The following is an 11,657-nucleotide window of genomic DNA, read 5'->3' as shown; positions in this document are numbered from 1 at the left end:
CGCCAGCGCGCCGACATCGCAGGGTGGATTGCTCAAGCCCCCTTGGAAACCAGCAGCACCGCCACCGAAGCCAGGAAGCCCAGCAATACGCGACGAAAAGCCTCTTCGCTGAGGAACGCGCGCATTCGCCGGCCTATCATCATTCCCAGCGCCATCGGCGCCAGCGCCAGCAACGACATCGACGTCTCGACCAAACCAAGGCGACCGTAGTAGGCAAGCGCAAGGTAAAGCGGAATCATCCCGAACAGGTAGATGATGCTGATGCTGCCCACGAATTCGTCTCGCCCAAGCTTGAGAGCGAGCAGGTACGTGATGATGAAAGGGCCTGTCATGGACGACAATCCGCCCATCATGCCCGCCAGCACGCCCACCCCGATTCCAAGCGGAAGCTCCTGTTCAGACGGTATCGAACCCTGCGGCTTGTACATCATCAGTACCACCGCACAGATGACCGACGCGGCCACGAGCACACTCAAGAGCTCGGTGGGAAGCGCGAGCGACAACCGGACGGATACCACCGTGCTCACCAGCAGGCTCAGCGACAGCCATTTGAAACGCATGGCATACCTTGCTGGCTTGTCGGCCTGCCACGCCTGCCAAAGATTGGAGATGAGCACGGGAACCACCAGCAGGCTGATCGCGGTGGGCGGCGGCAGCACTAGCGACAATAGCGGCACCGCGACGAGCGGCAGCCCTACTCCCAGGGCTCCCTTGACGACTCCTGCCCCAAAAAAAGCAAGTCCGGCGAATCCCAGAAGCGCAAGCGCTGGAATCCCTGTGAAAGTCCACGGCACCTGGGACAGCAAGTCCATTGTTGTCTCGTCCATTGTTTGCGCCAACACCAGGAACGCCACCCGGCGCTCGGTTGGCCATGAACGAGAATATTAGAGATCTAACTTTATTGCAACAGCGATGCACGCCGCGGCAGGCGGGCTGGACGAGACCGATCCAGCCCCAACACCTTGCCCGGGCGCGTGGATCGATTAGCGGCGGCTCACTCGGCCGACGATATCCGGCGAGACAGCTCCCGGGTCGAGGGTACCTTGCGCTCGGCGTTCTCGAGGGCGGCTTCGTCTTCCGCCAGGTTGGTGATGATTGCGAGCAGCACTTTGCGCGTGGTCTTGATTTCGACCTCGGTCAGGCCGCGTGTGCCGATCGCGTTGATTTCTTCCGCAAGCGGTACCAGCTTCTTTTTCAGCGCGCGGCCGTTTCGCGTCAGGAAGATATGGATGTTCTTGTTGTTCCCGGGCAGATGCTTGCGCTCGACATAACCGAGCGACTCCATCGCCTTCATCGCGGAAAACGTGGTTGGTTCCATGACGGCAGCCTGCTCGCTCAATTCCCGCTGAGTCAGGCCGTCCTGCTCCCAGAGGATACGCAGGAAAGTCCAGTGGCCGAACGACACGTTGTAGTCGGACAGGCGCACCTGCAGGCCCCGGACAAAAGCGCGCGTGGCATCCTTGATCAGGTGCGCCAGCCTATCGTCTGGAACAGCCTCGCGCCAGTGGTCAAGGACTGTCCTGGTTTCTTTTGAAGTCATCGGCTATATGAAGTTTCGTGTACTTAGATGTCTAAAAATGATACTCGAAACATTCTTCAGCCGGTTGTCATAGATCAAACGTGGCGCATAACCCCGGATAAGATGACATCCCGCGACGCCCGGGAAGACTCGATCATCGCAAGGCAGATCTCCAGTGTGCGCCGGGCCCATTGCCCTCCATGCAGGCATGGCTGCCCGGCATGGACAGCGGCATAGAGTTCATCGATGACCTCGGCTCTGGGAACCGGGGGAGGCTCGATGTCGATGAGGTATTTCTTGTCGTCTTCGTAGACGTAGATCCCATCCGGAAGCGGCCGGAAATCCGCTTTTTCACACGACACGACGAAGGGTCCGAAGTGTTGATGGCGCGCCGCGCCGGGCGCCTGCCGGTCGGGCGGCGTATAGGCGCTCCCGCCATAGGTGCCCGCATTTTTGAGCGCGGACTCCTCCGCGGGGCCAGCGATTGACTTTAACCGCCGCCGGGCCGCGCCATAGTCTTCCGACGACTTGGGCAGCCCCATCTCGCCCGTCCATCCCATCCATTCATCGGAGTCGAAATGGCCATACCCGTTGTAATTCAATGCCGCGTATGCGCCGCCGTGAAACCACATCAACGCGCTATAGGCCCCTTCCGTTGGGCGGCTTTCGTCCCAGTTACCCAGCGCGCTGCGCACGCGCTCCGGCTCCTGGCACGCCAACAGCCGTACGATGTCGACCTGGTGCGCAGCCTGGCTGAACACTGCCCCGCCCCCCTGTTCCGTCCGTAGTTCCTCCGGCCTGCGCGGCCGGCAGATATAGTCCGTGAAGTTCAGGGCGTGGATCATGCGGACGGCGCCGAATCTCCCTGATTGCACCAGTTCGCGGGTTCTCAGATAGGGCGTGTCAAAGCTGTGGCAGTGGCCGATGAGCAGATGGACGCCGGCCTGCGTGCAGGCGTCGATCATGGCATCGCATTCGGCCAGGCTTAACGCCATGGGCTTTTCCACCAGGACATGCTTTCCATGATCGGCGGCAATCTGCGTATGCCGCGCATGAAACTGATGCGGGCTGGCGACGTAGATGACTTCCACCTCAGGGTCAGCGGCCAACGCTTCCACTGCCTCGTAGGCTGGCCGGGAGAAGTCTCGGCTGAACTGATCCCTGGCTCCCGCGCGCGGGTCGCACCCGGCCACGAGTTCGACTCGGGGGTCCGCAAGAAACGTGGGAAGCATCAACGAAAACGCCCGCCCCAGGCCGACCACGCCGATACGCAATTTTCCGTTTTTCATGATTGGGGGCTCGGCTACAGGTCGAGGACCAGCTTTTCGCACGTGGCTCGGGAAACGCAGACCATGATCTGGGACGCTTGCTCTTCCGGAAGCAACACCATGTCGCGATGGTCTGCCGTTCCTTCGAGCATCCGCGTCCGACAGGACCCGCACGTCCCGCTTTCGCACGAATAGCCGACGCGCACGTCCGCAGCCTGCAATACCGACAGTATCGACTTTCCCACGGGCACTTCAAGGGTCTGGTTCGATTTGGCGAGCTCCACCAAGAACGGCTTGTCTTCCGGCCGCTTTCCTCCGCCCTCCAGGAAACTCTCAAAGTGGATGCGCTTGGGCGACCAATGACCCGACATATCGCGGACGGCTTCCATCAGCCCCCTCGGGCCGCAGCAATAGACGTGCCCTCGGTTCGGCTTTTCAAGAATGGGCCACAGGTCGAAGCAGGCGTCCGGATTGCCGAGGTCGTGGTGTATCTTGACATTCGACCGGTACAGGTCCGATCCCAACTCTTCGAGGAACGCCGTTGTCTCGGCGGCCTGGCTCAAGTAGTACAGCTTCCAAGGCGCGGGAGGAAGCTCGCCGAACGATCGGATCATTGACAAGATGGGCGTGATGCCAATGCCCCCGGCAATGAACGTCAGCGATCCAGGATTGTCGACCAAGGGAAAGGCGTTATCGGGCGGCGCGACCAAAACCGTGTCGCCCTCTTTGGCCTCGTCGACCATGCTGACCGACCCTCCTCTGCCCTGCGCCTCTCGCTTCACAGTAATGACATAGCGCTGACGTTCGGAGGGATCATTGCACAGCGAATATTTCCGCCACTCTCCGTTGGGGACCTGGATCTTTATGTGCGAACCCGCCGAAAACTCGGGAAGGTCGGTTCCATCTTCGCGTCCCAGTTCGAATGAACGTATGCCTTGTGCGGCCTGGTGCGTAGCAAGAATTTTCAGCGACATCAATGCCGCGTTGTCCGTCGTGGGATCTGTCATGACTGCCTCCTCGAGCGGGGAAGCATTGCCTCCCGCCCTCCTTCATATCTTGTAGGATTCGTACGTGCTGGGATGAAACAGTTCCTCGACCCGAACTTGACGGTCCGAGAGCCCCTGCGCATGATGATGCCGAGTAAAGGCTTCCAGCGTGGGCAAGCTCTTTTCAACGCCATAGGCCCAGTAATCCGCGCCCAGCGTATCTCTTGCGGCCTTCAGTTGCTCCTCCACGAACGGCAAGGTCACCTTAGTGGCCGAGGTGTCGGACAGCTTTTCCAGCGCAGCAAGCTTGGACTGGTCGAAGGCCTTCAAGAGCGTGCCGGGTAGCCAGGGGTGCTGTTCCACCAGCGTTTTTCTCACGCCGACGACGTGCATGATCGGAAAGACTCCGGTCCGCCGGTAGTAGCCCTTTGCGGTCTCGGTCGGGTCGTCGAACAACCAACCGATATTGGGATTGACACGGGCATTCCCCGACGGGGCGCGCGGTGCCATGAAACCATCGATGTCTCCGCGATCCAGCATGTCTGAGATGGTCGTGTCGGCAGGCGCATCTATCATCTTCACGCTGTCGGGCAGCTTCAATTTGATCTTTTCCGGCCGGCCGGGCTGATCGATGCCGCCTCGTACCCAGATCACGTCCGACGGCTTCACCCCATAGTCCTCTTCCAGGATGGCGCGGGCCCACACATTCGCGGTCAACTGATACTCCGGAATCCCGATGCGCTTTCCCTTGAGATCCTCAGGACGGCGAATCCTGTCCTTGCGGACATAGATAGAGGTGTGCCTGAATGCGCGGGACAGGAACACCGGGATGGCGATGTACGGGCATTGCCCGGCCGCATGCTTGACCAGGTAGCTGGAAAACGACAGCTCACTGACATCGAAATCCTGAAAGCGGAAAGCGCGGAAGAACATTTCTTCCGGGCTCAACAGCGCATACACCGGATTGACGCCATCGATCTGCACGGCCCCGTCATACAAGGCGCGATTGCGATCGTAGTCGCCCATTGCAATAGACAATTGAAGTTTAGACATGCACTGTTGCCCCTAGGCGGTGGTTTCGTAGTTGCTTTCGAGCTGCGGTCCAGAACCGGCGCCATACACAGGCTTCGCTTCGAAATCCCGCCAGTCGACAGTCTTGGGGACAATGGCCTGGAACGAACATACGCTGGGTAGGATCTGCTTGTCGCCCGTGCCGATAGCGGGCTGCCCCCGGGAGAATTCCTGGACCGCTTCGAGCATCTGGCGCCGGAACTCGACGATGGCCAGGTCACTGGCCCCGAGGCGATCGTTGGAACGGTCGGCGATCGGGCCCATCGTTACCCACATTGCGATGTCCTGGTTCGGAAAGCCCTTGATGCCCGTGAAGTTACCTGCCTTCATCGCTTGGCGATCCTGCCAGAATCGGTTGTCCACGTTACGCAGCGGGCGGTACTGATCGTCGAGATCCGAGCCGATGCTGGTACCCAGGAATTTGCGCCAGGTTTCGGTATCCGGCGTCGTGGCGCGGTCACCCCACGCAATGAAGTAGAAGACCGAATTGGTGTCATCCATCGGCACGTTGACGTTCGCCACGTTGTACAGATTGTTTGGCGGAATCAACACGGTTCCGGGTGCGACGAAAACCGTGGACCGGACATAGTCGGTCTGCGCGGCATTCGTAATGGGGCGTCGGATGGCCGCGTAGCGGAAGCCATATTCCGTACGATGGACCTGCATGCGCGGGGCCTTGTCCGTCGACGGCCGCAACCAATTCTTTTCGGTTGCCTCCGCCCCCCCCACGCGTGCCGGCACGAAGTCCGAAGAATGCAGACTGGAACTATGGGCCGAGTCAATGGCGCCTTCCAGAATCTGCGCCCAGTTGCACGGAATCAGGACCTTCGCGATGCTGACTTTCGCGGACTTCTCCGGCGCCCAGGGCGGAGGCACGAACGCTGGGATGCGGGCTTGGTCTCCCATGAACGCCCAGATCAGCCCCGCCCATTCCTGGACTTTGTACGCCTTGTGCTTCACCTTCTCGGCCATGGTGCTGGCTGCCGGCTCCGAGACCATCTCTATGACGGTTCCCTCGACATCCATTTTCCAGCCGTGATAGAGGCAACGCAGCCCACAGTCTTCGTTTCTGCCGTAGACGAGCGACACCCGCCGATGCGGACAGTACTCGTCCATCACGCCAACCCGCCCCTCGGTATCGCGAAACACGACCAAGTCTTCGCCCAGGATCCGCGCATGGACGGGATCTCCGTCGGGTTCGCTCACCTCTTCGCTCAGGCAAATCGGTATCCAGAAATTGCGCATCAACTGCCCCATCGGCGCGTCCCCTTCAACGCGGCAGAGCAGTTCGTTCTCTTCATTCGTCAACATACACCCTCCTCATCCTCGGATCTCTCAGCACGCGCAGGCGGCGTCTGGCAAAACAATTATATTAGAGATCTAAGTATTTATTCAATGCTGGATTTCCGGCTGGATACGGTGACGGTTCAATTGGCCTTGATCCCGGCATCCTTGATCGCGCTTTCGTAGCGCTTGCCTTCTGCCTCGATCGCGCCGCGATACGCTTCCGGCGTACCGCCCACGGATTCGATGCCCAGGGTGCTGAATTGCTTCACCACGGCGGGGTCCTTGACTGCTTTCGCGATTTCCTCGCTCATGCGCTTGACGGCATAGGGGGGAATTCCGGACGCGCCCAAAGCGCCCACGGTGACGGCAAAGTCGAAACCGGGAACGATCTCAGCGATGGCGGGAATGTTCGGAGCAAGCGCGGAACGCTGGCCGCTATTGGTCGCCAGGATCTTGGCCTGTCCCTTTTCCGCGAAACCGGAGAGGGACGGCAGCGCCGCGAACACGACATCGACCTGCCCCCCGATCATTGCGGGAACGGACTGCCCCGAGCCGCGGAACGGCACATGGGTGATCTTGGAGTGGAGCGCGACGTTCAACGCTTCCATCGTGAGGTGGTGCGAGCTTCCCACGCCGGAAGAGCCATAGTTCATCTTCGCGCCATCACGCTTCGCGCGCTCGACGAACTCCTGGAGCGTATTGATGTTGCTCTGGCTGTTGGACGCGAGAAACAACGGAGAAGTGGCGATCAGCGAGACAGGAACGAAATCCCGCTTAGGGTCATAGGAAAGGTCTTTATACAGCGCCGGATTGATGGACATCATCGATCCGTCGGTCACGAGATACGTATAGCCATCGCGCGGGCTGCTGGTGAGCGTCTGCGCGGCGATCACGCCATTCGCGCCCGGTTTGTTTTCCACCACGACAGACTGTCCGAGGTTCTGGCTGATGCGCTGAGCGACAACGCGCGCAACCGTGTCTGGAAGTCCGCCCGCGGCGTACGGAACGATGAAGCGGATCGGATGAGAGGGAAACTTCGCCGCATCTTCGGCCAGGGCATTCGCCGACAACGTCAGCGCGGACAGCATGGCGGCGAGCGCAAACCCTCGGCGCACGACATGACAGGACGGAATGCGCTTTGCGTATCTATTGAACATAATTGTCTCCATTGGATCCGCGCCTTCTCGTGAGGGCGAATGTCGACGTTTCTTGCCGTCTGACACCCACCGGGCGCGTTCCAAAATAATATTAGAGACCTAAGTATTTTTCAATCAGTTGCTGCCTTTTTTTCCGTTCGCGTATTCCCTGAAAGCACGCTGCCGCGCCGCTTTCTGGCGGACAAGCGCCAACATCCCCGCGATCCGTCGCAGGGATGCCGAGGCGCTCCTCGCAAGCCGGCACTACCCGGAGGCAAACAGGCGGTCGAAGAGATGAAACGCCGAATTTGCCGCAGGCACTCCGCAGTAGATGGCCGTCTGCAACAGCACTTCTTTTATCTCTTCGGGGGATACGCCATTGTTCTTTGCTGCATTGAGGTGCAGCGCCAGTTCCTCCTGGCGGTTCAGGGCAACCATCAGGCCTATGGTGATGAGACTGCGTGTATGCCTGGGCAGGCCATCGCGCGTCCAGATCTCTCCCCACGCATAGCGCGTGATGAGATCCTGGAAGTCCGTATTCAGCGCGGTGCGGTTGCTCAAGGAGCGCTGCACGTGCGCGTCGCCGAGCACCTCACGCCGGACTTCCAACCCCGCCTCATAGCGGTCATGCTCGTCCATGATCTTCCTCCCTCTCATTTAGTACTTCTCCGCACGCCCCCAGACCGCTCGACCGCCCGTGGTATTTGGCGAGGACGGCATCCACATAGCCTGTCGACTGGCCGCAGTAGTTGAGCGGGCTCAACAGCTCGGCGAGCTTCGCAGGGGACAGATAGTCCGTTACCGCGGCGTCTCGCGAGAGAACCTCCAGCAAGGGACGATTTGACGAGACCGCCAGGCGCGACGCCCTCTCGACCAACTCGTGCGCAGGAAGGCGTCCAATGTGCGTGCCCAGCGCCAGCATGACGGCTTCCGCCTGGATCAGACCCCGCGTAACGTTCAGGTTTTGCAGCATCCGGTCTGCGTGCACCTCCAACCCCGACATAATGTCGGCAGTCGTTGCCACGGCGCCGCCCGTGATCACCGCAAGCTCCGGCAAGACGTCCCACTCTGCTTGCCAACCGCCAAGCGCCCTTTCATGCTCCTGGACCATGCCGCTGAAGAGAGCCGCCACCAAGTGAGGCGCCTTCACCCCTGCGCTGAGCACAGCGGCGCAACCGACCGGATTGCGTTTGTGCGGCATGGTCGAGGAGCCTCCCTTGCCCTTTGCACTCGCTTCCGCGACTTCACCGATTTCGGTCTGGGCCAGCAAGCTCATGTCGCGCGCCATCTTCGCGCATGCTCCCGTCAACATGCCCATCCATGCCGCCACGGATACGAGTCTGTCCCGTTGCGTATGCCAAGGGATGTCGGGCAGGTTCAGTCCAAGATGACGCGCGAGGGACCGGGAGACAGCCGATGCCTGATCACCCAGGCTGGCCAAAGTGCCAGCGGCTCCCCCGAACTGCAGCACCGCCACGTTCTCTTGATGCCGCGCGAGGTCATCCTGCAGACGGCCCACGGCATCGAGATACTGCGCGAGTTTCAGTCCGAACGTCATCGGCAGGGCCTGCTGCAACCAAGTCCTGCCGACCGTCGGCGTGGTACGGTGCTCGCTGGCCCGCGCGGCCAGGCTGGACGCAAGGGGGTTGATCTGCCGCTCAAGAATCACCAAAGAGGAACGCAGTTGCAGCACCAGGCCGGTGTCGATGATGTCCTGGCTCGTCGCGCCCCAGTGCACAAATCCCGCCGCCCGGATGTCCGCGCGCTTCACTTTTGCCGTGAGCTGCCGAACAAGTGGAATGGCCAGGTTTCCGCCGGCCGACGCCTCGTTCTTGAGGGCATCGATATCGAACAGATCGGCACGGCATGCGGCAACGATGGGCGCCACCGCGTCTTGAGGAATGACGCCATGCTCTGCGCAGCTACGGGCCAGCGCCGCTTCGACATCGAGCATGGCCTGAAGGGTCCCGGTTTCAGACCAGACATGGTTCATGGCGGGATGACCGCGCAGCAGATCTGTCAGCGTGCCCATCGCCGCGCCCTCAGCAGTCAAAGAATACCGTTTCGTCCGGACCTTGGAGGTGGATGTCGAAGCGATACTGCTTCACCCCCGAGCCGGCAACCTGCTTGGCGATGAGCGTTCGGCGGCGGGCTGCGGGAACACTGTTCAGAACAGGGTCGCTCTCATTGGCCGCCGGCTCATCCTCGAAGTAGAGCCGGGTGAAGGCGTGCATCAACATGCCGCGCATGTGAAGGATCACATCAATGTAGGGAGCCGAACCGGTGGCAACCGGTCCTGGCTTGATCGTACGAATCACGAACCTGTTGCTCTCCTCGGTGCCTGTTCCGACACGGCAGAAGCCTTTGAATCCGCGAGCTATCGCGTCATCGTGGCTGGCAACGTATTGCCCCGAGGCGTCGGCCTGCAGGGACTCGACGATGGCGTCGTCCACGGCGGCTCCGCTGCCGTCGTAGACCGTGCCCGTGATGATGATGTGCTCGCCCGCCACGCCGGGTTCCGCCGCATTGGCGGTGAACAGGCTTTTCAAATCAAAGTTGTATTGCTCCGGACAGAGGCCATATGCGAAGAACGGGCCTACCGTTTGGGAGGGAGTCTGCTTCAGTTGGCTCATGATTACTCCGTGGGGGTCTGGCGCGCGCCGCGCAGCACGATGTCGAATTCGTAGCCGAGAGCCACCCCTTCCTGGGTTGCGGCAAGAGAGAACTGCGCCACGAGGCGGTCGCGGGCATATTCGGGCACGCCCTGGAAGATGGGATCCAACGCGAGCAACGGGTCGCCCGGAAAGTACATCTGGGTCACCAACCGCGACCCGAAGTACTGGCCAAAGAGCGAAAAATGAATGTGATTCGGACGCCACGCATTGCTATGGTTGCCCCACGGGTATGCGCCCGGCTTGATCGTGACGAAGCGATAGCGCCCCTGATCATCCGTAATACAGCGCCCCGCCCCAAGAAAATTGGGGTCGAGCGGCGCGTCATGCTGATCACCCTTGTGAACATACCGGCCCGCCGCATTGGCCTGCCAGATTTCCACCAGCGTGTGACGCACAGGTCTACCTGACTCATCCAACACCCGGCCCGTCACGATGATGCGCTCGCCGAGGGGGGCTCCGTTCTTGATCGCGTTTAGGGTCAGGTCGTGATCCAAATTTCCCAGTTGCTCACTGCCATACACGGGCGCCAACCGATTGCCCAGCGCGCCCTTCAGAGGCACCAAGGGCAGCGACGGACTGCGCAACACAGAGGACTTGTACGGCGGATGCCTGTAGGGCGGATTCGCCTGCCAATCGCGAGGCGTAAGAAGGATAGCGTCTTCGTGGCTCAAGGTAGACCCCGATCGTAGGTGGAATAGCACAACTTTAACCACGACCGAAAGTTATATATAGTGATCTTTTCTACCTACAATATCCAAAAAAAGTTATGGATTTCAACATACACGGGAATCGCATCAAACTACGGCATCTTCAATGCTTCATCGCGGTCGCCCAACTTCGCAGTCTGCAAAAAGCGAGTGAAGCGCTTGCCATCACTCAGCCGGCGGTTTCCAAGACCCTGGCGGAGTTGGAGTCAGCGACTGGCGCTCGCCTGTTCGAGCGCGGACGAAAAGGGGCGGAACTCACCGACCACGGCCGGATGTTCGCGCCCTACGCAAACGCAGCCCTGTCGGCGCTACAGGAAGGCGTGCAAAAACTCCGGGGCGGAAATCAAGCGCCCCCGTCCATTGTGCGGGTCGGAATCCTTCCCACCCTCGCCCAGGTGTTGTTCCCACCGGCATTGGCGGAATTCCGGCGGGCATTCGCGACCGTAAGCGTCGACGTCCACACGGGCCCCAACCTGGAACTGCTGCGCAGCCTCAAGGCGGCCGAGGTCGATTTCGTCGTTGGCCGACTGGGCGAGCCATCATCCATGACGGGAATGAGCTTCGAGCACCTCTTTCGCGAGCCGCTCACGATCGTCGTCCGCGCGGGACATCCCATCCTCCGGGGCCCCATCACAGCGAGCACGCTTGCTTCCTATGACCTCCTTTTGCCGTCTGCGGGCACACTCATCCGCCAGTCGGCGGATAGCGTCTTGGCCGCATTCGGCGTGCCCGAACGCGCGGCAATGATCTGCAGCCTGTCGGTCTCGCTGAATCTTCAACTCACGCTGCAGAATGAAGCAATCTGGTTCGTTCCGGCCAGCCTGGTCGACAGCTATGTCGCCAGCGGTGAACTGATGCGGGTTCCCATGCCGGTTGGCGGAACCGATGAGCCGATAGGCCTGTTGCGGCGCACCGACGTGGCGCTCCCCCCCCATGGAGCGGCTCTATTCGAGGCGTTCAAGGCCGCGGGCCTGAACCAAAACCGCCAGCGCAGTGCCTGAACGCGGC

The 11,657-nt window shown here is 60.7% G+C and carries 12 protein-coding genes; 1 reads left to right on the top strand and 11 read right to left on the bottom strand.

Annotation, left to right across the window (positions count from 1 at the left end; translation table 11 throughout):
- Window positions 1-32 precede the first annotated feature (32 nt).
- The 11 genes from AOZ53_RS20560 to pcaH form a co-directional block, all read right to left on the bottom strand.
- Complete coding sequence (locus tag AOZ53_RS20560; protein WP_158072276.1) at window positions 33-812, bottom strand: sulfite exporter TauE/SafE family protein; 780 nt, start codon at window positions 810-812, stop codon at window positions 33-35.
- Window positions 813-994: 182 nt separating this feature from the next.
- Complete coding sequence (locus tag AOZ53_RS20555; RefSeq protein WP_054435582.1) at window positions 995-1,540, bottom strand: MarR family winged helix-turn-helix transcriptional regulator; 546 nt, start codon at window positions 1,538-1,540, stop codon at window positions 995-997.
- Between the two features lie 74 nt (window positions 1,541-1,614).
- Window positions 1,615-2,808 carry a Gfo/Idh/MocA family protein gene (locus AOZ53_RS20550; protein ID WP_054435579.1) on the bottom strand — a complete coding sequence of 398 codons (1,194 nt, stop codon included), beginning with the start codon at window positions 2,806-2,808 and terminating at the stop codon, window positions 1,615-1,617.
- Window positions 2,809-2,822: 14 nt separating this feature from the next.
- Window positions 2,823-3,794 (bottom strand): PDR/VanB family oxidoreductase, encoded by a 972-nt coding sequence (locus tag AOZ53_RS20545; RefSeq protein ID WP_054435577.1) that lies wholly within the window; start codon window positions 3,792-3,794, stop codon window positions 2,823-2,825.
- Window positions 3,795-3,836: 42 nt separating this feature from the next.
- Window positions 3,837-4,826 carry an ABC transporter substrate-binding protein gene (locus tag AOZ53_RS20540; protein ID WP_054435574.1) on the bottom strand — a complete coding sequence of 330 codons (990 nt, stop codon included), beginning with the start codon at window positions 4,824-4,826 and terminating at the stop codon, window positions 3,837-3,839.
- 12 nt (window positions 4,827-4,838) lie between these two features.
- A complete protein-coding gene (locus AOZ53_RS20535; RefSeq protein WP_054435573.1) occupies window positions 4,839-6,155 on the bottom strand; it encodes a Rieske 2Fe-2S domain-containing protein in 1,317 nt (438 codons plus the stop codon).
- A gap of 116 nt (window positions 6,156-6,271) precedes the next feature.
- Window positions 6,272-7,288 (bottom strand): Bug family tripartite tricarboxylate transporter substrate binding protein, encoded by a 1,017-nt coding sequence (locus tag AOZ53_RS20530; RefSeq protein ID WP_081397568.1) that lies wholly within the window; start codon window positions 7,286-7,288, stop codon window positions 6,272-6,274.
- 243 nt (window positions 7,289-7,531) lie between these two features.
- Window positions 7,532-7,906 (bottom strand): 4-carboxymuconolactone decarboxylase, encoded by a 375-nt coding sequence (pcaC, locus tag AOZ53_RS20525; RefSeq protein ID WP_054435571.1) that lies wholly within the window; start codon window positions 7,904-7,906, stop codon window positions 7,532-7,534.
- A complete protein-coding gene (locus AOZ53_RS20520; protein ID WP_054435569.1) occupies window positions 7,893-9,299 on the bottom strand; it encodes a 3-carboxy-cis,cis-muconate cycloisomerase in 1,407 nt (468 codons plus the stop codon). Before AOZ53_RS20520 ends, pcaC begins: the two co-directional genes overlap by 14 nt.
- Window positions 9,300-9,309: 10 nt before the next feature.
- Window positions 9,310-9,900: a protocatechuate 3,4-dioxygenase subunit alpha gene (gene pcaG, locus AOZ53_RS20515; protein WP_054435566.1), complete on the bottom strand. Its 591-nt coding sequence runs from the start codon at window positions 9,898-9,900 to the stop codon at window positions 9,310-9,312.
- A 2-nt stretch (window positions 9,901-9,902) separates the two neighbouring features.
- Window positions 9,903-10,613 (bottom strand): protocatechuate 3,4-dioxygenase subunit beta, encoded by a 711-nt coding sequence (pcaH, locus tag AOZ53_RS20510; protein WP_054435563.1) that lies wholly within the window; start codon window positions 10,611-10,613, stop codon window positions 9,903-9,905.
- Window positions 10,614-10,708: 95 nt separating this feature from the next.
- On the opposite strand from pcaH, the gene pcaQ reads away from it, so the two are divergent.
- A complete protein-coding gene (gene pcaQ / locus AOZ53_RS20505) occupies window positions 10,709-11,650 on the top strand; it encodes a pca operon transcription factor PcaQ (RefSeq protein ID WP_054435562.1) in 942 nt (313 codons plus the stop codon).
- Window positions 11,651-11,657: the final 7 nt, after the last annotated feature.

The sequence above is a fragment of the Achromobacter sp. 2789STDY5608621 genome, from assembly GCF_001299375.1.
Taxonomy (GTDB): Bacteria; Pseudomonadota; Gammaproteobacteria; order Burkholderiales; family Burkholderiaceae_B; genus Achromobacter; species Achromobacter insuavis.
The sequence above is the reverse complement of the archived record's forward strand: the minus strand, read 5'-3'. Positions and strand labels throughout refer to the sequence as shown.

Coding starts and splice junctions, on each gene's coding strand:
- AOZ53_RS20560 (WP_158072276.1), bottom strand. CDS start 812: ATGGACTTGCTGTCCCAGGTGCCGTGGACTTTCACAGGGATTCCAGCG.
- AOZ53_RS20555 (WP_054435582.1), bottom strand. CDS start 1,540: ATGACTTCAAAAGAAACCAGGACAGTCCTTGACCACTGGCGCGAGGCT.
- AOZ53_RS20550 (WP_054435579.1), bottom strand. CDS start 2,808: ATGAAAAACGGAAAATTGCGTATCGGCGTGGTCGGCCTGGGGCGGGCG.
- AOZ53_RS20545 (WP_054435577.1), bottom strand. CDS start 3,794: ATGACAGATCCCACGACGGACAACGCGGCATTGATGTCGCTGAAAATT.
- AOZ53_RS20540 (WP_054435574.1), bottom strand. CDS start 4,826: ATGTCTAAACTTCAATTGTCTATTGCAATGGGCGACTACGATCGCAAT.
- AOZ53_RS20535 (WP_054435573.1), bottom strand. CDS start 6,155: ATGTTGACGAATGAAGAGAACGAACTGCTCTGCCGCGTTGAAGGGGAC.
- AOZ53_RS20530 (WP_081397568.1), bottom strand. CDS start 7,288: ATGTTCAATAGATACGCAAAGCGCATTCCGTCCTGTCATGTCGTGCGC.
- pcaC (WP_054435571.1), bottom strand. CDS start 7,906: ATGGACGAGCATGACCGCTATGAGGCGGGGTTGGAAGTCCGGCGTGAG.
- AOZ53_RS20520 (WP_054435569.1), bottom strand. CDS start 9,299: ATGGGCACGCTGACAGATCTGCTGCGCGGTCATCCCGCCATGAACCAT.
- pcaG (WP_054435566.1), bottom strand. CDS start 9,900: ATGAGCCAACTGAAGCAGACTCCCTCCCAAACGGTAGGCCCGTTCTTC.
- pcaQ (WP_054435562.1), top strand. CDS start 10,709: ATGGATTTCAACATACACGGGAATCGCATCAAACTACGGCATCTTCAA.